We start from the raw sequence: 18,932 nt of genomic DNA on the forward strand, positions 1-18,932 counted from the left end.
GGGCAAGCGTTACCGCCATCCGCCAAAACCGAGCCCGCCTTGTCCAACCACAGTAGACGTTAAACATCAAAGTTAAGGGGAAGATGATCAGCTTGAATTTGTTGTGCGGCAGCTTGCTTGCCGATTTCTGCCAGGGTGAAGCGGTTCTTCGCCTGGTCCATTTTTCTTAGGTCCGCCGCCTCCGATTCTGCAAAGGGTCGGCCGACAATTTGCTGCAGCGCTTCCGGGGTCATGTCTACGTTATAGCGCCGGTAGGTCAGTCGTTTGCCGAAAGCCTGGTCTTCTTCCAGGTTTCCGAGGGCATTATCGATGGGGGCCATGCCCGGGGTGTCCGAAAGTAATTGCAGGATGGTCTGGTTGAAGTAATTGGCGTCCTCCATGAAGATGTCCGCAATTTCGGAGGCCCAGCTGATGGAACGGAATTTGGCGAGCTTTTCGTGGGTCATAAATTTACGGGAGCCGCCCGTCCCCACGCTGATCAGCATGAGTTTGTCGCTGGCCAGCGGCCAGCGGAGGCTGTAGCCGTTCAGGGTAGCCAGCAGTAGCCCCTGCAGGGCAGGATTGTTCGCCAGGCTGACGCCACCATCGATGAAGACGCCCGTGGTCTTTCCCTTTACTTTGATTTCCTTGGCCGGGAAAAAGGTCGGTGCGGCCGATGTTGCCCGAAGCCAGTCGCGTACCAGGATGTCTTTGTTGTACTTGTAATACTTGAACTCCTTGAAGTTATTGATCGTCCAGGTGCTGAAGGTGTCAATCCGTTTGGCCATGATGGCAACTCCCGTCTTAAACCTTTCCTGATCGCCCATGGTCATGTCTCCAAAGGTTTCCGCGAGGGCCGCTTCCAGTGGACGGTGGTCGTAGTTCGCCGACAGCATGAGGCGAAGCGTTTCCCCCCGCAACCAGGGCGACCGCTTTTTACCGAAAATCTCTCCCCCCAACTTGAGGTACATATCCCGAATTTCTCCGGCACTCATCCCGATGGCCAGACTGGCGGCAATAATGCCCCCGGTGCTGGTACCCACGATCAGGTCGAAGTAATCGCAGATGCGGAAGTCGGGCTTTTGGTAGCGCTCCCGTAAAATGGTTTCCATTTTTTCCAGAAAACCAAGCGTGAGTGCGCCGCGGATTCCCCCGCCGTCGAGCGCAAGGATTCGTTTGGGGCCGGGAGTGTGGTAGAGTCTTTGGGAAAGCATTTTTAGGTATAGATAGGTTTTACCGTGGAAGTTAGGGAATTAGGGCGGCTCGGACCAAGCGCGAATGTCACGAGTGAAACGCAGTAGCTATCACGGAATTGCCGGGACGTTGCTGCAGTTGTTTTGGGTGCAAGCACGGGTGCCATGCGGTGCCCGAGGAGCCATGCACGACTATTCCTCTCCCCGCCCGATCGTGATCCGGTGCCCGTCGGGATCCCATACCTCAAAGTCGCGCATCCGGTAGGCTTGCCGCTCCGGAGGACCGCTCAGGCGTGCTCCTTTATCGACCAGTCGCTGATGCATGGCGTCTACGTCGTGGACAAACAGGTAGAGCAATCGCCCGGCCTCGGTGCCCTCTGGCACCGGAGAGTCCCGCTGCGAAAGATGGAGCGTAAACTCCCCAGCCCGCAGGATGGCGTAGGTGGCCGGGTCTTCCCAGAGAAAGGAAACTTCAAAGCCGAGGTGATCCGTATAAAAAGTAAGGGACCGTTGCAGGTCGTTGACCGGCAGGGTAGGGGCTCCGTGACTGATGAGTTGGTCCATTGGCTAGTTCTTTACGGTGAACAATCTGGGGTCTCCGTCGAATTGGGGGTCGTCCGTCAACCGTCGGATTTTCTGCGACTTCAAACTGTACCGGTATATCTCCCAGTTTCCGTCGCCGTTACTGCCAAAGTATAGATGTTTTCCGCTTGTCCCCCAACGGCCGATGAGCTCCGTGCCCTCCCTGACTCTGATGACGGACCGTTGCTTCGTTGATCGATTCAGCAGGATCAGGTCCTGGCCAGATTGGCCGAGCTGGTTTGAACTGTACAGCAGCAGCGCATTGTCGGGAGAGAAGCTCCCCCTTTCGTTGTTGAACGCATCGTCGGTAAGCTGGGTGATGACTCCCTCCCCCACGGAGTATTGGTAAAGATCATTACTGCCCCCACCATTATTAGTGAACAGCACGTAGGCCCCATCCGGACTCCAGGAGAGATAATTGGACGTCCCCGTCAGGGACCCGCTAATATTGCGAGGAGGGCCATCACCCTCCTGTAGGAATATCTCTCCGCCACAGGGGTATACGTACTTCCGACCACCCGGACCGTGCAGGGTGTTCTTATCGTCCAGCAAGCAGTTGCTGGGGTGGGGGATGGTTTGCTCCCGGCCGGAATCCAGCTCCAGACGAACCCGATAGATGGAGTCCGGGCCCTGGCGAAGAAAAACGATGGTGTTCCGGGAAAGTACGTCCGGCGCCCACTCCTCCTGGGGTGATGAGGTCAGCTGGCGGAGGCCCTTGCCGTTGGTGCGCATGACGAAAATGTCCGAATTGCCGTTCCGGGAGGAAGAGAAAACCAATTGTTCCCTGCCCGTTTGACAGCTCTGGATAACGAATAACGCAACCAACCCCAGCAACGTAGCCCCTAACCTGATCATCCCCAATATTTTCGTTCAATATACGGCCGGGGAATCAGGACTACTTTTCGGGATCATCTTTGGTGGCCCGATCCAGTATCCTCAGCAGATCGGGCAGGCGATAGTTACCGGCCATCTCACTGACGTTTTCTGCCGCCATAGCGGAAGGCACGCCCGCGGCGGTAACGTAGAGGGGGCGGGTGCTTGTTCCCCGATACACCTGCTGGGCCGGCGCTTCGTGAAAGTAAGATTTGGCGACGCCGATAACCGGCACCCGTTCTCCGAGCGATTCATACAGATGACCTCCCAGTCCGGGCCGCAGTTGCTCGTCCAGATACACGTAGCCATCCACGATGATGGCCTTGACTTGCTCAAGATCAAATTCCTCCAGCGCCCGCAAAATCAGGGGGAGTTCCCGCAGATAGAACTTTCCCGGTTCGTAACCGGCGGCGGGCGGAAACGTCCAGCGCCGGACGTGCGCGGGTTCCGGAGCGTCCCAGGCGGCAAAGGAGACCGCCGCCAGCACACTATGGTCTTCCCGGTAATGGGCGTCAAATGCAATGATCATGGAGTAGGTAGTGGGTTTACTGAACGGCGACGACCTCGCCTTCGGCGAGGACGAACACCTGGTCGCCCTCCCGCACGGGAACGGTAGCACAACCGGTGAAGGCACCAAAGGCCGGAAGAATGCCCTGGCGACTACCGAAGTAGAAGGCGGGAAGCCGCAGCTGCAATCCGCCCCGATCCCGTAGCTGCACCGCGGGGTGAAGGTGGCCGCAGAGGTTGTAAGTTCCGGGAGGGTGGTCTTCGGGGGCGAGGGGATGATGGCTGAAGGCAAAACCATCTTCGACCACTACGGTTTCCGTGATCCGCAAACCGGCTTCCGCGTAGGCGGCCGGGGGCAGGATGTCGTGGTTGCCGGGGACCAGTTCGAAAGCAACTTCGGGGTGCGCGCTGAGGAAGGCGCAAAAGTCGGCCCACACCCGATTGTGATCACTGTGGAAGAGATCGCCGAGGAAGCGGACCGTGGCCGGACGAAATTCCTCAATCAGCTGGTTGAGGTTGGCGAAGTTTTCGTCCCGAACTCTTTGGGGAACGGCAATTCCCGCCTTGCGGAAGTGGGCGCCTTTACCCAGATGTAAATCCGCCAGTAACAGCATGCGCCTGCCGGACCGATAGGCAGCTCTCAGCGGATGTAATTGCAGGCGTTCTGCGGCAACCGTAACGTTTTCCATATTTTGTGGAACAAAGGTACAAAGGCCATCACCGGATAATTTCTCGTATTTCCGGACGTTTTTGCCAGTACAAAAAACCTTTTCTGCCCACCCCCTGCTTGCGGACGGTAAACGATGATCATGAGGATTCACACCACACTTTTCTTTTGTTTTTTGACTACCCTGGCCGTTGGCGCTCAATCGCTTGGCTACGATTTGGCGGCCCCCGAATTACTTGGAGAAATGCCCCCGGAACTTGACGAAATTTCCGGACTTACCCTGGCACCGGATACGAACCGGGAACTGATGGCCATCGAAGATGAGCTCGGGAAATTCTACCGCCTCGATATTGCTACCGGAGGATTGTTGTGGTCCGCGGATTTCTGGAAGGACGGCGATTACGAAGGTATCGAGACCGTGGGCGACGAATTGTGGATCGTCAAGAATACGGGCACGCTCTACCAGATTCGGCGACCCGGAGCGGTAGATCAGGCGGTTGAGAAATACAATACTGCCCTCAATTCCGATAACGACGTGGAGGGCCTGACCTACGACCCGCATAACCACCGCCTGCTCCTGGCCTGCAAGCGGGACGCCAAGGACGACGGTAACCCCAAAACGGCGCGCTACATCTTCGCCTTCGACCTCAATACTAAAATGCTGAGTGAAGGCCCCGTCTACGCCATTGAGCGCGAGGCGGTCCGTAAGTTCCTGGCGGCTTGTGACCCGACCGCCAGCCACGACAAACTCTGTGCCTTCTTCAATGAACGGGAAAAGTATGACCTGGCCCCTTCGGCCATCGCCATTCACCCCATTACCCAGCAGCTCTTCATTACTTCCTCGGTGGGCAAGGTGCTCATGGTGCTCAATCGTGATGGCCGCATCGAACACCTCGAAAAACTGAATAAACAGCTCTTCCCCCAGCCCGAAGGCCTGGCCTTCGATCCCGACGGAACACTCTACATCAGCACCGAAAGAAAAAAGGAACAGGCAGCAAGAATCTACCGGCTCCCCTACCTAACCGGCAAATAACCCCAACAGACCAACAGACCAACAGACTAACAGACCAACAGACCAACAGACCAACAGACCAACAGACTAAAGCACCAACAGACCTTGCACCCGGGCTCCGCCCCCAAGACCTGGAAAAAACCAATCGTCCAGAGCAAAGTCCGTACTGGCCCAACCTTGCTACCTTTGCCGTGTTTATTAGCAAATTTCAATTGACTATGTCCGCCAAATCAGACGCCAACTTCGCCACCCAGTGTATCCACGGTGGCCTCGACCCGGATCCACTCACCGGTGCGGTGATGACCCCCATCTACCAGACCTCCACCTACGCGCAGAGTGCCCCCGGAGAACACAAGGGCTACGAATACGCCCGCACCCAGAACCCCACCAGAGATGCCCTGCAACGCAACCTGGCGGCCCTGGAGAAGGGAAAGTTTGGCGTTTGCTTCAGCAGTGGACTGGCCGCGATGGATAACGTAATCCGACTGCTGGAACCCGGCGATGAAGTACTGGCCAGCGACGACCTCTACGGGGGCTCCTACCGCCTGCTGACGGCCGTTTTTGGTCGTTTTGGCATCAAGAGCCGCTTCATCGACATGCGTGATCCCGCTGCGGTGAAGGAGCAACTTTCTCCCGCCACGAAAATGCTCTGGATTGAAACGCCCACCAACCCGATGCTCAACATCGTGGACATTGCGGCCCTGACCTCCCTGGCGCGTGAACACAAATTGCTCTCCGTGGTGGACAACACCTTCGCCAGCCCCTACCTCCAGCAGCCGCTGGAACTGGGCGCGGATCTCGTCGTCCATTCCGCCACCAAATACCTTGGCGGACACAGTGACGTCGTGATGGGAGCCGTAATCACCCGCGATGAAACCCTGGCGCAGAAACTCTACTTCCTCCAGAACGCCGCCGGGGCCGTACCCGGCCCCCAGGATTGTTTCCTCGTGCTGCGGGGCATCAAAACCCTGCACCTGCGCGTGCAGCGGGCCTGTGAGAATGCCCGCCACATCGTGGCCGTTCTCCAAAAGAATGACCTGGTGGCTAACGTATATTACCCGGGGCTGGAGGACCACCCCCGCCACGACGTTGCCAAGCGGCAGATGCGCGATTTCGGCGCCATGATTTCCTTCGACCTCAAGGAAGACACCCTGGAAGCCGCCACCCAGGTGATGAAAAATACCCACTACTTCACCCTGGCCGAAAGCCTGGGCGGCGTAGAATCCCTGATCGGCCATCCGGCCACGATGACGCACGCCAGCATTCCCCGGGAACAGCGCCTCAGCGTGGGACTTACCGATAGCCTGATTCGCCTCAGTGTCGGCGTGGAAGACGCCGAGGACCTGGTGAAGGACCTCGAACAGGCCCTGGCCGCCGCGGTTGGCGTCCTGGACTAATTGGGATTCGAAGGCAAAAAACGCCCCCGCAGCAAGGTAGCTGCGGGGGCGTTTTTTATTCCCTTTCCAACGCCACCCGCTGGCGGGGGAAGCTGGCTGGGTAGTGTTGCTGGACCCACTGGATGAGGTGCTCCCGGGTGTTGCAACGCAGGGTAAAGGTGTTGCCGGCATTGTTGGAGCTGACCAGAATGCGGAGGGTCATGGTTTTTTCACTGGTGTCGGTGACCTGTACGGCCTTCGTCCGTTCGTCCCACAACTCCTGGGTGAGCAGGTAGCGGTCCAACTCCTGCCGTAACTCTTCCACGGGAAAGGTGTAGTCCAGGTAAAGAAATACCGTTCCGATGAGCTCGGAGTTGGTTCGGGTCCAATTCTGAAAGGTGGAGTCAATAAAGTGCTGGAGTGGAACGATCAGTCGTCGTTGATCCCAGAGCCGGAGACTTACGTAGGTGAGCGTAATGTCTTCTACCCAGCCGAATTCTCCCTGGACGATCAGGGCGTCGTCGAGACGGATGGGTTGCGTAAAGGCAATCTGAAATCCCGCCAGCAGGTTGGCGATGGATTTCTGGGCCGCGATACCGATGATGATACCCCCGATCCCCGCCGAGGTGAGAATCCCCGTGCCGAGGTTACGCATGCTTTCAAACTGCAACAGCAGGAGCGCAATGACGACGATGAAAATCACGATGGCCGCAATGCGTTGTACGTACTGAAGTTGCGTCAGGATTTTTCGTTCCCGCAGGTTGTGTACGTCGTCGGCGTTGTAAATATGGCGGAGAAAGTCGGCGGCGACGTTGACCAGTTTGTAGGCAAACAGTCCCGCAAAAATGTAGAGCAGGGATTGATCAAGCCGGAGCAGTGGACGGTAGTACAAACTACCGGGATTGCTTTCCTTAATCGGTCCCAGCCCGGACCAGAAGATGACCGTCAATAGGAAAAAGATGAGCCAGAAAAAGATTTTTTTGGTGCGCTTCGTGTAAGCTTCCAGGACGAAACTATCGGTCCGTTTGGCGGCGGTTCTGAGGATGGGATAAACTACGAAAACGGCAATCAGCGCAATGAGCAAGGCTACGCCCATCAGGGCCGCCATTCTTACGTAGAGTTCGGTGTCTTCCAGGTATTTAAGAAGTTGTTCCATGTAGAATGTGGGGTAGTTTGAGGGTGGGGTTGACGCGAACGTCAATGGGTATAAAACGAAATTGCCTGGGCGCGGAGCGCGGGTGCAAAGGTAGCAACTGAGCGCCGCGCCTTCCCGTTTCCATGATTACCACTTCGTGAAGCCTGAGGTTTGTTACCCGCCGTTACTCGTCTTCGTCGTCCGCGGGAGGCTTCAGGTACACCACCTCGATGCGGGTGTTGGTTACTTCTACCATACGGAAATGGAACCCCTTGAGTTCAAAGCCCTCGTCCTGCTCCGGTACCCGTTCGGCCTCCGTTACGATGAAACCGGAAAGAGTATGGTAATCCCCCTCGGGCAGGTTGAGGTCATACTTCTCGTTTAGGTAGCCGATTTCCAGGCGACCACTGAAGAGGTAGCTGCCGTCGTCCTGGGATTGCTCGATGTATTCGTCCTTGTCGTATTCGTCTTCAATTTCTCCGAAGATTTCTTCGAGCAGATCTTCCATCGTCACCAGGCCGGCAATGTCCCCAAACTCGTCTACCACGCAGGCAATGCTCAGCTGCTCCTTCACCGATCGGTTCAGTAAATCCGTAACCCGGGCCACTTCGGGGACGAAGGTGAGGTCGAGAATCATCGACTGGATCGTCTCCGGAAATTCCAGGAGTTGCTGGTGGTGCACGTATCCCAGCACGCCGTCCATGTCTCCGTCTACGATCAGGAGCCGGCTGAGCCGGGTTTCCCGAAATTTTTCTTCCAGCTCCTCGAGGCTGGCCATGACGTCAATGCTCTGAATTTCCGTACGGGGGACCATGCAATCCCGCACGCGAACGTCATACAGCTTCAGCGCATTGCCGAAGAGCTTGGTGTCGATGCTGGTTTCTTCGTCCGAGGGGTTGCTTTCGTTGACGAAGTTTTCCAGGTCCAGCCGCGTCAGTACGGTTTCCAGTTCCTCGCTGGGTTGTTTGAAGAAGAGTCGCAGCAACCAGTCGCTGGTGCCGGTCATCAGACGGCTGGGCAGGTAGAGCAACCATTGCAGTCCCCGCAGGGGGAGGGCGAAGAAGTAGAGCGCGTCTTCGGCGTAAAGCCGGAAAAGGGTTTTGGGGAGGTACTCGCCGAAGATGAGCACAACAATGGTGATGACCAGCGTATTGGCAAGAATCATCACCACCTCATTTTCTACGGGAAGGAAGGGGCTGATGAGGCCCGTCAGTGGGACGGTGACCAGCGAAGTGAAGGCCACCAGGGCAATGTTGTTGCCCACGAGCATGGTGCTGAGGAAGTCGGCCGGTTGCTCAAACCAGGTGGTCAGGATCCGGCTACGTCGGTTGCTGCGTTTCTTCATCAACTCCACCCGCAGTTTACTGGCGGAGACGTAGGCAATCTCCGACCCGCTAAACAGGGCCGAAAGCAGCAAGCAACTTACGATGACGAGGGCCAGAAGCATATCCGTTAAAGTAGGACTTTTCGCTTGATTATTCCGGCTTACTGACCGGAATCTTACCGTCTACCTGGAGGACCCGGGCGTTGGAGAAATCCTGATTGGCCTTCAGCCCATAGCCCGTAATCAGGTAGCCCGGCTGTTCCAGGATCACAAATTTATTGGTGTAAATCTCCTCCGTTTTTTCGTCCCAGTTCAGCTCCTCGGTCTGCAATCGCTGTTGATCAACGGATTCCCAGACGACGCTGTCCCGAACGGTAAACTGGTTCGTCCGGCGTCGGTAAACGCCCCAGTTGGCGATGAGGGTGCTGCTGGTGTCTTCCCGCTCGTCCAGGAAGGTGACGTGTAGACCATCCGGGAATTCCTGCCGCTGGTCGCTGCTTTGCAGGTGATTCAGCATCCTGGGCGCCCGGACGAGCACCCGCAGTTTTGCGGAGTCACTGTAGAGAATTTCTACCCCTTCGGCAACCTCTACCTGGTCGTCCAGCCTCGCCTGAAGCCGGGCAACGTCTTCGGGATCATTAATGCAGGAGGCGCACAGCTGCACCGCCATAACGAAAAGGATGGAGAGAGAAAGGTTGCGGACCATAAAATTCTTTAGGCGGTCAGCGTCCGCAGGCCGGCCTCGATCAGGGCACCGTAGCGCTGAGGATCTTCGGGAACGCGGTAGTCGTTGTACTGGTAGAGGTAAACTACTAGGAATACGAACAACAGGAGGGCGATAGCGGCGCCCATAACAACGTATCCTTTAAAGCCAGCAGATTTGATTTCGGACATGGTGACTTATTCTATAAGTTTATGTAGTGGGTGAAGGGAGCCAGATGCTGGGGGCAATCGGTGATTGCCGGAAGTCTGATTTCCTTCAATGGGCTGCAAAAATACTACGCGGCGGAGGGAAATCTTCCCTTCCGCCGCGTAGTATTTCCGTAATTTTAGATACCGGCTAGCGACATTCCGTGGCCGCACGCTGATCTTCAACGTCTGCGCCAACGCGCATGGCGGCGATCAGACCGTTAGCGGCCTGAAGGCGAACGGTGGTGTTGAGCTGCTGGCGGGCACCGGGAAGGTTACCGCTGTTGGCCTCGGGAGCATCGGTAAGCGCCTTGATGACGTAAACCCCCGTCTCGCCAATGATGGGAGCACTCATTTGTCCCGTGGGAAGGTTGGCGGCAGCAGCAACCAGCTTCGGCTCACGGCCCAGACCATTAGGCAGGCTGGACATGGTGGGGTTAACGTTATTGACCGTGTCTACCGTAGCGCCGTACTGACTGGCCAGGGCCGTCAGGTCCTTACCGGCAAGCTGTGGGGCGAGGGTCTCACCCTTGGCGCGATTGCGTACGATGGGCAGCACGGATTCCCGTACGGCGTCTACGGGAGCCATGCCGGCGGGGATCACGTCTTCCAGACCAACCAGCACGTAGTTGTTCTCGTAGAAGAGCTGAGGATCGGTAAAGGTGTACACGATACCGCTTACGTCACCGGGGTCGGCGCTGAAGGCCCAGCACATCATGTCGCGTACTTCCTGACCGGAACCAAGGCCGGCGAGGGCATAGTTGCTGATGGCCAGCGGGCCGGTGTTAGCCACTTCCATACCCGCCGCTTCGGCGGCGGTTTTGAGCTCTTCGAGGGAACCCTTGCCGTTGAGGAACTGCTGGGCTTCACTCAGTACGGCATCCTCCGTTTCGTTGGAGGGCAGAATGGACTCAACGGCGTAGGCCACCTTAGCCCGGGGACTGGTGCTCTGGCTGCGGCTCATGACCTCCACCAGGTGCACACCATACTGGGTTCTTACTTTGTAAAGACGACCGACGGTGCCGGTCTGGAAGAGTACCTTGTCGAAGGGACGGACGAATTGTCCGGGAGTCACGCGTTCGTAAACACCGCCGTTGCTGGCGCTGCCGGGATCCTGGCTGAACTCTTCGGCGAGGGCGGCGAATTTGCCGCGGTTAGCGTTGAGTACGGTCATGAGGCTGTCCACCATGCGGTCGGCTTCCTCGAACTGGGCGGGAGTCGTTGCGTTGCGCAGGATGTGACGGGTCCGGGCACTGTCGGCCATTACCTTACGGTCTACCAGTTTGACCAGCTTCATGGCGTTACCTTCCACGTAAGGGCCATAAATTTCCCCGACGTTCATGTCTTCCAGCACCACGTCGGCAATGACGGGGCTGAGCGCGGTTTCCGCGTAGAACACGCCGGCGTAGCTGCCGTTGTTGGCCAGGGCAAAAAGGCTGTCGTTCGTTTCAGACTTCCACTCCTCTGCGATCTCGTTCAGCTGGGTGCGCAGCGCGGCAGAGTCCGCCTCGGTGGGGACTACGTTAAACGTAACGTAGTTCAGTGAACGGCTTTCTTCGGGGTTGAGGAAGAGGCTACGATTTTCTTCCATGTAGGCCTGGATGGCATCGTCACCTACCTCAACGGCGTCGTCCTGCACTTCGTCAAAGGGAACTTTGACGACGGCAATCTTGCGGCCGCTGATTTGCTGGTTGGCGAAATCCTGGGCCTGCCAGCTGGGAGCGTACATGGCCTTGGAAACCATGGCGCTCATCTTTTCCTGGAGCCGCTGGGCGGTGATTTCCCGGCGCTGGTACTTCCAGATGGAACGGAAGTTGGGGCTGAGCTTACGGTCCGTGATGCCCTGGTCAATGTCCCCGCGGTCCAGGTACCCCTGTACTTCGGTGAGGAACTGGCGGTTCAGCTGGCCGGTCTGAGGGTCGGAAAAGTTCCGGCGGATCACCGGGCTGGGGTTGGGGCCAAATTCCAGATCCGTCAGTTCCTGCTCACTCACGGTCAGGCCCATATCGGCGGCCTCCTGGGTTACGAGACCTTCGTTGACGTAGAATTGCCAGAGGTTGTCCCGGTTCTGGTAGGCGTCGCCGCCACTGTAGACGGAACTCAGGGTGCGCTCGAATTCGGCGCGGTCAATTTCCATTTCACCAATCCGGCCCATAGCGTTTTCTACGGGGCCAATGGGGCCGTTGGCGCCACTGGTCATCTCCGAGAGAACGAAAAGGGCGATACCACCTCCGATGAAGAGGAGGACGATGAGAGGATTCTTTCTAATTTTCCCAATCAGTGCCATATTGCAATCTTGCTTTAGCGGTGCCCGAACCAGGAGTTCGGGACTTGTTCATGGTAGTTCTTGTTGGTAGTCAACCTCCCAAAAAAATGGCCGGACCGTCGCGTTTGAGGTCCCGGCCGGGCTTGGAAGGGGACGCGAAGATACGATAAATTGAAATAGGTGGTAGAACTGGAGGTTATTAATGATTCTTCGGGGAGTGTCAGATGACCGGAAATGTTCCGTTGTGCGCTGTTTTTGGGTGATCCGCGCCACCTTTTGCCACCGGGACCCAATCCTGTTCGCGACACCTCGGTTTTTTGAGGAGGCTCTTAATTTTCGCAAACTGAATAGTCTACGTCTGACGAATAGCATTTTTTGCAAGTAAATAATTTTACCGTCCTACTTACATTTACGACTACTAATCCAAGCTTTGCTTTGATCCTCGCTGGTGTTGACATTCTGGTTAAGTTGGACAAGGAGGAACCCTACCGGATCGGAGAGCGCGTTTCCGGCCGGGTGATTATTGTCAGCAACCGGGAATTTGGCTTTTACGGTCTGCAGGCCCACCTCCACTGGCGGGTGAAGTCCGGGGCCTTTACGCACCGGGAAGAAATCTGGACGATCCAACTGGCCAAACGAACTACCGTGGAGGCCTATGGCCAGCAGGAATTCAAGTTTTCCTTCCCGGAGCCCGTAGACCGGAGCACCTTCGTGGCCCAGCAACTCGACGCCCGGTTCATGGTGGTAGCGCGGATTACGCCCATTCGAAGCAGCATCACCAAGGTAAGCGGAGATAAGATTCACCTTTTCAGCCGCAGTTATGTGGAAGGAACGGCGGCCATCAACGTATTGCCGACCCGTTTTACCTACCGGGTTGCCCCCCAGAATTTATACACTAGCGGCGTGGACCTCTGGTGGTTGGGCTCGGCCGGTGGCTGGCTGGCCACCACGCTCCTCGGCGCCACCGTCCCCATCGTGGCGGCCCTCGGTGCACTGACCATTACCACGATGATCTACACCAACCGCCTGCATTACCTGCAGGAAACGCCGATGCGCGTACTGGAGGGGGGAGATAACGGAATGCGGATTCTCCTGTTTACCTCCTCTGACGCCCGGGTGCTGGACGGACGGCTGCACTACCAAATCCGCGACGTCCGACTGGACCGGGAAGAGCAGAAGCAGGTGGGTTTAGCACCCCTGATCCAGGTTGGAGGCCGCATTCGGGATTTCGGCCGCATGACGAGTGAGGGGTTCGAGGTAGTCTTGCCCTGGATCACCCGGCCCCTTCCGCCCGCCAACCGCATCGGGGCTTCCCACTACCGCTGGGAGCTGGTGCTTCGCCCACCGGATAACATCCATATGCTGAGTAAAACCTGGGGCTTGTCCGTTCGTCAATTGTAATGGGCTGGTGAGGACTTAGAGCTTGTTTGGATTTTGGTCGTCTGGCCGAATTTGAGAATTTTTTGGTGGTAGCAAGGCGGGAGAATCGGAGTATAGCAGCGCTAAATGAGGATTTTCCCAACGAAGCTAGCGCCAAAAAAGGCCAAATGGAGGTCGATTATTAAAGTGCAAACAAGCTCTTAACGGTTCTCTTCGGGAACATTCATCGGTAATCGTGATCTTCCTGGTTTAATCCTTGTTTCTTTCATTAAGGAGTCCGGAAAGGGCAATTTCCGGTTTTAGTAAACCATCGTGTGAAAGGAGGAGCCGCCGAATGCCGCCCCAAATACGCTCAAAAAACACATCCCCATGACCGACGAAAACCGCATCACCCTGCGCCCCCGGCTGAACCTGGCACCTGCGTCCACGCCCGAAGAAAATTTTCAAAACGACACCCTGCGCCCCATCCTTAAAATGCAGCACGACCTGCTGGTGGCCGCCTTTGAGCTTTACCTGGAAAAGCGCAAGGTCCGGTTGCAGCAACTGCCGGCCAGGGATCGATTCGCTAAGGTAAAGGAGCTGGTCACCCGGGATAATCGACTCCGGGGACTGTTGTTTGGCATGACGGTCGGTCACTTCACCGTCGCGGAAATGGAATATTACCGGAATAATGACGGAGCGGTAAATCGACGATTGACGAATCTGCTGACCGAACGACTGAACGGCAGTCAGTAACTACCGCGTACGAATTTTCCCCGCCGTTCGTTCAAACGAATATGAAGTCCTTCCTTACCCTTTTTCTGTTGCTGACTACGCTGGCGGTGTGGGGGCAGCTTCCCACGAGTCCGGAATTGACCACCTTTCTGGACAGCCTGGACGTGCGCCTGTACCAGCCTTTTGACGTGGCCTACAAGGCCCAGGCACCCACCGATAATGACTACCTGGAGGACCACGCGCGCTTCTATTCCCGGGAGGAAAAACTGGAGATCCGGCTGCATTTTCGGGCCGAAGATGCCCGGGATCCTTATTACGGGATGCCGCACCTGCGGGCGGGTCACCTGGTGATGAACCTGGGGAGTAACGACGAGGATGCCGTTACCTCCGTCCACAGCTTCGGGGAGGAGGAAATGATGGTGTTCAACGCCGACTGGGCACGGCTGTTTACCTTCCGGCCCAAGCGGAGCTACAGTGAACGATCGCAGGCACAGCTGATCGCCCTGTATCGGGAAGGCCGGGGGATGGTGTACCTGGTTTTACTTTTCGATCGGCCACCCGGAAACCTGGAAGACCGGCAACTCCTGCTCGGGTTCCGGGCGGAGGACGAGGGATAATCAGATTTTCGGCTTACTTTGATGGGGAATTACCGGGCAGCTGGCTCCACCGTAGTCCTGCATGGCCGGTCTGTTTTGTCATTCACCACACACCCATCTATGCTCACCGCCGCCGAATACATCGACCAGCGCCTGGAGAACCAGCGCAAATACCACAGCAAACGCAGTGGGGCGTCTCAGTATCGCTACCGTCTGTACCGCATCATCATCATCATTCTTTCGGCCGTCGTTACGTTGGTGTCCGGCTGGATGAAGGACTACGATTGGCTCGCCTACGTATCCGGGGCCTGCGGTGCGTTGATCGCCATTTTTGAAGGGATCCTGGGACTGTATGACTACCACAATAATTGGGTAGAATCCCGTGCGGCTTCCGAAGGGTTGAAGCGCGAACGTTTCCTTTTTGAAACGGGGTCGGGCCCTTACGACGGCTTGGCCGAAAAGGAAAGTTTCCACCTCCTCGTCAAGCGGACCGAGGACCTGCTGGGGGGCGAAGTCAAAAAATGGGCGGAAGACGAGGCGGCCTCCGCCTAAAGCGTCAACCAAACGCCCATCAAATCGTTGTTAGAACTTCTCGCCAACGGAGCATTCCGTTAGGTAATCTGGTTGTGCCGGAACGGGAGACTTCCAAGTTTCATTTTTCGGTCACGGAAGCGGAGGAAAGCTTCTGCCAAGCACCGACCGATTATCTTTGTCGCGACAATTGATCCCCTAGCCTTCCAAAGTAGCTTTCATGCCAGCGCTAACTCCTCGATTTGATCAATTTATTGACCGGCATATCGGTCCGGACGCCCGGGAAACGGAAACCATGTTAAAGGCCATCGGGGTGTCTTCCCTGGATGAGCTCATGGACCAGACCGTCCCGGAAAAAATCCGGGTGCGGGAAGCCCTGGATGTGGCTCCGGCCATCAGCGAATACTACTATTTGCAGCACCTTAAAATTATTGCCAAGCGCAACAAGGTTTTCCGGTCCTTCATCGGGATGGGGTACTACAATACGGTCACGCCCAGCGTCATCCTGCGCAACGTATTCAGTAATCCCGGTTGGTACACCCAGTACACTCCCTATCAGGCGGAAATCGCCCAGGGGCGCCTGGAGTCCCTGCTGAATTACCAGACGATGGTGAGCGACCTGACGGGGATGCCCGTGGCCAACGCCTCGCTCCTGGATGAGGGAACGGCGGCCGCCGAGGCCATGACCATGTTCTACGGCATTGTCAACAAACGGGCCAAGGATGATCCCGCCAACGTATTCCTGGTCTCGGATCAGGTGTTTCCCCAGACGCTCGCCGTACTGGAAACCCGGGCCGAACCCCTGGGCATTGAGGTGCGGGCGATGCCGACGGAGGAATTTGATTTCTCCACCGAAAAGGTCTTTGGCATGCTGCTCCAGTATCCGTGCGCGAACGGAGCGGTGGAAGACTACCGGGAGCTGGTGGATCAGGCGGCAAGCGCAGGTGCAAAGACCATCGTGGCGGCCGACCTGTTGGCCCTTACCCTACTGATTCCTCCCGGAGAATGGGGCGCAGACGCCGTGGTGGGCAACACCCAGCGCTTCGGGGTGCCCATGGGTTTTGGCGGTCCCCACGCCGCCTACTTTGCGACCAGCGATCAGTTTAAGCGGCAGATCCCCGGCCGCATCATCGGCGTGAGCCAGGACCGGCACGGAAACTATGCCCTCCGCATGGCGCTGCAGACCCGCGAGCAGCACATCCGTCGGGAAAAGGCCACCAGTAACATCTGTACGGCTCAGGCCCTACTGGCCAATATGGCCGGCTTTTACGCCACCTACCACGGAGCCGAAGGCCTGATCGCCATCGCCAAGCGGACCCACCACTTCACGGTGCTCCTGGCGGACACCCTGACGAAGGCCGGATTTTCCCTGGCCAGTGAATACTTTTTCGACACGCTGCACATTGACGTCAGCCCCGAAAAGAAAATGAAAATTCGCCATCGTGCCGAAACCGAAGGCTATAACTTCTACTACCCGGTAGAGGGCGGTATCCGCATCAGCTTTGACGAAACGGTGGCGACCTCCGACCTCCAGGCCGTCTGCCGCATTTTTGATGCGGAGCTGGACTATCCCGGTGCCGAGCTGAACGACGAAGGTGGCGTGACGGGCGTCCACGACCAGTTACCCGCTTCGCTGTTCCGAACTTCGGAATTCCTGACCCACCCCAACTTCACGGAGTACCGGACGGAAACGAAAATGATGCGCTACCTGAAGCGCCTGGAAAACAAGGACCTGAGCCTGGTGCACAGCATGATCCCGCTGGGCAGTTGTACGATGAAGTTGAATGCCGCCACCCAACTGATTCCCGTCAGCTGGACGGAGTTTGCGGATATTCACCCCTTCGTTCCCATCGAGCAGGCTCAGGGCTACAAGATTATCTTCAACGAACTGGAACGCAATCTGGCCGAAATTTGCGGGTTCACCGCCTGCAGCCTGCAGCCCAACAGCGGGGCCAGTGGCGAGTACGCCGGCCTCATGGTCATTCGTGCTTACCACCATGACCGGGGAGATGACCACCGGGACGTAGCCATCATTCCGGAATCCGCCCACGGCACCAATCCCGCCAGTGCCGTCATGGCCGGCATGAAGGTTGTCGTGGTCAAATCCGATGACGCCGGCAACATCGACCTGGAAGATCTCAAGGAAAAGGTAGCCACCCATAAAGACAATCTTGCCGCCCTGATGATTACCTACCCCAGCACCTACGGGGTGTTTGAAGTAGGAGTGACGGAAATCTGCGATCTGGTCCACGAAGCCGGAGGGATGGTGTACATGGACGGCGCCAACATGAACGCCCAGGTAGGGCTGACCAATCCCGGGACGATTGGCGCCGACGTTTGCCACCTCAATCTCCACAAGACCTTCGCCATCCCGCACGGCGGTGGCGGCCCCGGCATGGGGCCCATCTGTTGTAACGAAGCGTTGGCTCCTTACTTACCGGGTCACCCCATGCAGGAGACGGGAGGCCAGAAGGCCAGCAGTGCCGTGGCGGCAGCCCCCTGGGGCAGCGCCTCGATCCTCCTGATCAGTTATGCCTACATACGGATGCTGGGCGCCCGTGGCCTCCGCAGTGCGAGTGAGTACGCCATCCTCAACGCCAACTACATCAAGGACCGGATCAAGGATCACTATGAAGTTCTCTTTACCGGGGAGAACGGTCGGGCGGCCCACGAACTGATCCTCGACTTGCGGCCCTTCAAATCGGTCATGACGGCCGGTGACCTGGCGAAGCGTTTAATTGACTACGGTTTCCACGCACCCACCCTGAGCTGGCCCGTGGCCGGTACGGTGATGGTAGAACCCACGGAAAGTGAATCCCAGGAAGAACTCGACCGTTTCTGCGATGCTCTCATTGCCATCCGGGAAGAAGCCGATGCGATCGCCCGTGGCGAGGCGGATGCCGAAGATAATGTGCTCAAAAACGCCCCACATACGGTAGAAGAAATTACCGCAACGGAGTGGACCCACCCCTACTCGCGGGAGCAGGCCGCTTACCCCTTGCCCTACCTGCGGGAGGGACTGAAGTTCTGGCCATCCGTCGCCCGGGTGGACGACGGCTACGGCGACCGGAATTTTGTGTGTACCTGCCCTCCGATTTCTTCTTACGCGGAGGAATAAGGGAGATCTCCCTTCACCGGGCCGGCGTCATTGAATAATTCAATGACGCCGGTTTCTTTTTTGGTACCGGGCAATCGTCAGAATCTTGACCTACAGTCAACCCAATCCTGCTTCCGGGCCTTTACTCCACATGCGTTATTTCTCTTTTCTATTGCCCCTGGGGCTGTTGCTTACCGGCTGTGAACCGACTCCGGACGCCGACGCCCCGGCCATGCCACCCGCCTTTTTTGATCTGGGGGGCTACATGCAGGGACAGATCGACAGCCTGGCCAATAATTCCGTCCTGGTTGAAAAGACCATCGAACTTAACGGAACGGTAGAGTCCCATGAGATGGCGGACATCAACTTTGCCAACGACCTGAGGGTATTTCGGGAGGCCGACATCAATAAACCGGCCTGGATTGAAAAATACGCAGCAGACACCCAGCGGCTTTCGGGAAGCCACCTGATCATTAGGTACACGGCACTGGATAGTAGTCTGCAAACCCGGTCGCTGCTCGTCGATCAGGATCGGGGGCAGGTCCGTCGGGTGGAAATCGTGCGACGGACGGGAACGGTATTATCTGACGGACGCCATGAACTCTGGTACGAAGCCGCTAAAGGATACTCCGTCCGTACGGTCCAGGAAAACCGATTTGGGGACGACGTTGACGCCTCCATTGAAGTTCGCTGGAAGTAAGTCAGGTGGGGCAGGGACAAAAAAAAGAGGCAGTGCCACCACAGCACCACCTCAGCCCTAACCAAATAAAACCAAATTATTCTTACGCGTG

At 57.1% G+C, this 18,932-nt stretch carries 18 protein-coding genes; 8 read left to right on the top strand and 10 right to left on the bottom strand.

The window, feature by feature from the left end; translation table 11 throughout:
- Positions 1–59: 59 nt before the first annotated feature.
- From E1J53_RS01375 to pdeM, 5 genes are all read right to left on the bottom strand, one after another.
- Positions 60–1,193: a patatin-like phospholipase family protein gene (locus tag E1J53_RS01375; protein WP_134270185.1), complete on the bottom strand. Its 1,134-nt coding sequence runs from the start codon at positions 1,191–1,193 to the stop codon at positions 60–62.
- Between the two features lie 171 nt (positions 1,194–1,364).
- Positions 1,365–1,736 carry a glyoxalase/bleomycin resistance/extradiol dioxygenase family protein gene (locus E1J53_RS01380; protein ID WP_134270186.1) on the bottom strand — a complete coding sequence of 124 codons (372 nt, stop codon included), beginning with the start codon at positions 1,734–1,736 and terminating at the stop codon, positions 1,365–1,367.
- Positions 1,737–1,739: 3 nt separating this feature from the next.
- Positions 1,740–2,609: a PD40 domain-containing protein gene (locus E1J53_RS01385; RefSeq protein WP_134270187.1), complete on the bottom strand. Its 870-nt coding sequence runs from the start codon at positions 2,607–2,609 to the stop codon at positions 1,740–1,742.
- Between the two features lie 40 nt (positions 2,610–2,649).
- Positions 2,650–3,156, bottom strand: a complete 507-nt coding sequence (locus E1J53_RS01390; protein ID WP_134270188.1) for an endonuclease V — start codon at positions 3,154–3,156, stop codon at positions 2,650–2,652.
- A 16-nt stretch (positions 3,157–3,172) separates the two neighbouring features.
- Positions 3,173–3,823: a ligase-associated DNA damage response endonuclease PdeM gene (pdeM, locus tag E1J53_RS01395; protein WP_134270189.1), complete on the bottom strand. Its 651-nt coding sequence runs from the start codon at positions 3,821–3,823 to the stop codon at positions 3,173–3,175.
- Between the two features lie 120 nt (positions 3,824–3,943).
- Here pdeM and E1J53_RS01400 point away from each other — a divergent pair, with 120 nt between their 5' ends.
- Positions 3,944–4,834 carry an SdiA-regulated domain-containing protein gene (locus E1J53_RS01400; protein ID WP_173021325.1) on the top strand — a complete coding sequence of 297 codons (891 nt, stop codon included), beginning with the start codon at positions 3,944–3,946 and terminating at the stop codon, positions 4,832–4,834.
- 197 nt (positions 4,835–5,031) lie between these two features.
- Positions 5,032–6,210 carry a cystathionine gamma-synthase gene (locus E1J53_RS01405; RefSeq protein ID WP_134270191.1) on the top strand — a complete coding sequence of 393 codons (1,179 nt, stop codon included), beginning with the start codon at positions 5,032–5,034 and terminating at the stop codon, positions 6,208–6,210.
- A gap of 55 nt (positions 6,211–6,265) precedes the next feature.
- Here E1J53_RS01405 and E1J53_RS01410 read toward each other — a convergent pair whose 3' ends face one another.
- The 5 genes from E1J53_RS01410 to E1J53_RS01430 form a co-directional block, all read right to left on the bottom strand.
- Positions 6,266–7,345 (bottom strand): mechanosensitive ion channel family protein, encoded by a 1,080-nt coding sequence (locus E1J53_RS01410; RefSeq protein ID WP_134270192.1) that lies wholly within the window; start codon positions 7,343–7,345, stop codon positions 6,266–6,268.
- Between the two features lie 163 nt (positions 7,346–7,508).
- On the bottom strand, positions 7,509–8,771 hold the full coding sequence (locus E1J53_RS01415; protein WP_134270193.1) for a hemolysin family protein: 1,263 nt from the start codon (positions 8,769–8,771) through the stop codon (positions 7,509–7,511).
- Between the two features lie 28 nt (positions 8,772–8,799).
- The gene (gene lptC, locus E1J53_RS01420) at positions 8,800–9,354 is read right to left on the bottom strand and encodes an LPS export ABC transporter periplasmic protein LptC (protein WP_134270194.1); all 555 of its coding nucleotides are present in this window, start codon (positions 9,352–9,354) and stop codon (positions 8,800–8,802) included.
- A gap of 8 nt (positions 9,355–9,362) precedes the next feature.
- Positions 9,363–9,542 (bottom strand): hypothetical protein, encoded by a 180-nt coding sequence (locus E1J53_RS01425; protein WP_134270195.1) that lies wholly within the window; start codon positions 9,540–9,542, stop codon positions 9,363–9,365.
- A gap of 166 nt (positions 9,543–9,708) precedes the next feature.
- Complete coding sequence (locus E1J53_RS01430; RefSeq protein ID WP_134270196.1) at positions 9,709–11,844, bottom strand: peptidylprolyl isomerase; 2,136 nt, start codon at positions 11,842–11,844, stop codon at positions 9,709–9,711.
- 414 nt (positions 11,845–12,258) lie between these two features.
- Here E1J53_RS01430 and E1J53_RS01435 point away from each other — a divergent pair, with 414 nt between their 5' ends.
- From E1J53_RS01435 to E1J53_RS01460, 6 genes are all read left to right on the top strand, one after another.
- Positions 12,259–13,224, top strand: coding sequence for a hypothetical protein (locus tag E1J53_RS01435; protein ID WP_134270197.1), 966 nt, complete (start codon positions 12,259–12,261; stop codon positions 13,222–13,224).
- A gap of 348 nt (positions 13,225–13,572) precedes the next feature.
- Positions 13,573–13,938 carry a hypothetical protein gene (locus E1J53_RS01440; protein ID WP_154640111.1) on the top strand — a complete coding sequence of 122 codons (366 nt, stop codon included), beginning with the start codon at positions 13,573–13,575 and terminating at the stop codon, positions 13,936–13,938.
- A gap of 41 nt (positions 13,939–13,979) precedes the next feature.
- Entirely contained in the window at positions 13,980–14,534 is a 555-nt protein-coding gene (locus E1J53_RS01445) for a hypothetical protein (RefSeq protein WP_134270199.1), read from the top strand.
- Positions 14,535–14,633: 99 nt separating this feature from the next.
- A complete protein-coding gene (locus tag E1J53_RS01450; protein ID WP_173021326.1) occupies positions 14,634–15,065 on the top strand; it encodes a DUF4231 domain-containing protein in 432 nt (143 codons plus the stop codon).
- A gap of 199 nt (positions 15,066–15,264) precedes the next feature.
- Entirely contained in the window at positions 15,265–18,162 is a 2,898-nt protein-coding gene (gcvP, locus tag E1J53_RS01455; RefSeq protein WP_134270201.1) for an aminomethyl-transferring glycine dehydrogenase, read from the top strand.
- 130 nt (positions 18,163–18,292) lie between these two features.
- Positions 18,293–18,841 (top strand): hypothetical protein, encoded by a 549-nt coding sequence (locus E1J53_RS01460; protein WP_134270202.1) that lies wholly within the window; start codon positions 18,293–18,295, stop codon positions 18,839–18,841.
- The last annotated feature ends 91 nt before the right edge of the window (positions 18,842–18,932 follow it).

The sequence above is a fragment of the Lewinella sp. W8 genome, from assembly GCF_004375085.3.
Taxonomy (GTDB): domain Bacteria; phylum Bacteroidota; class Bacteroidia; order Chitinophagales; family Saprospiraceae; genus Neolewinella.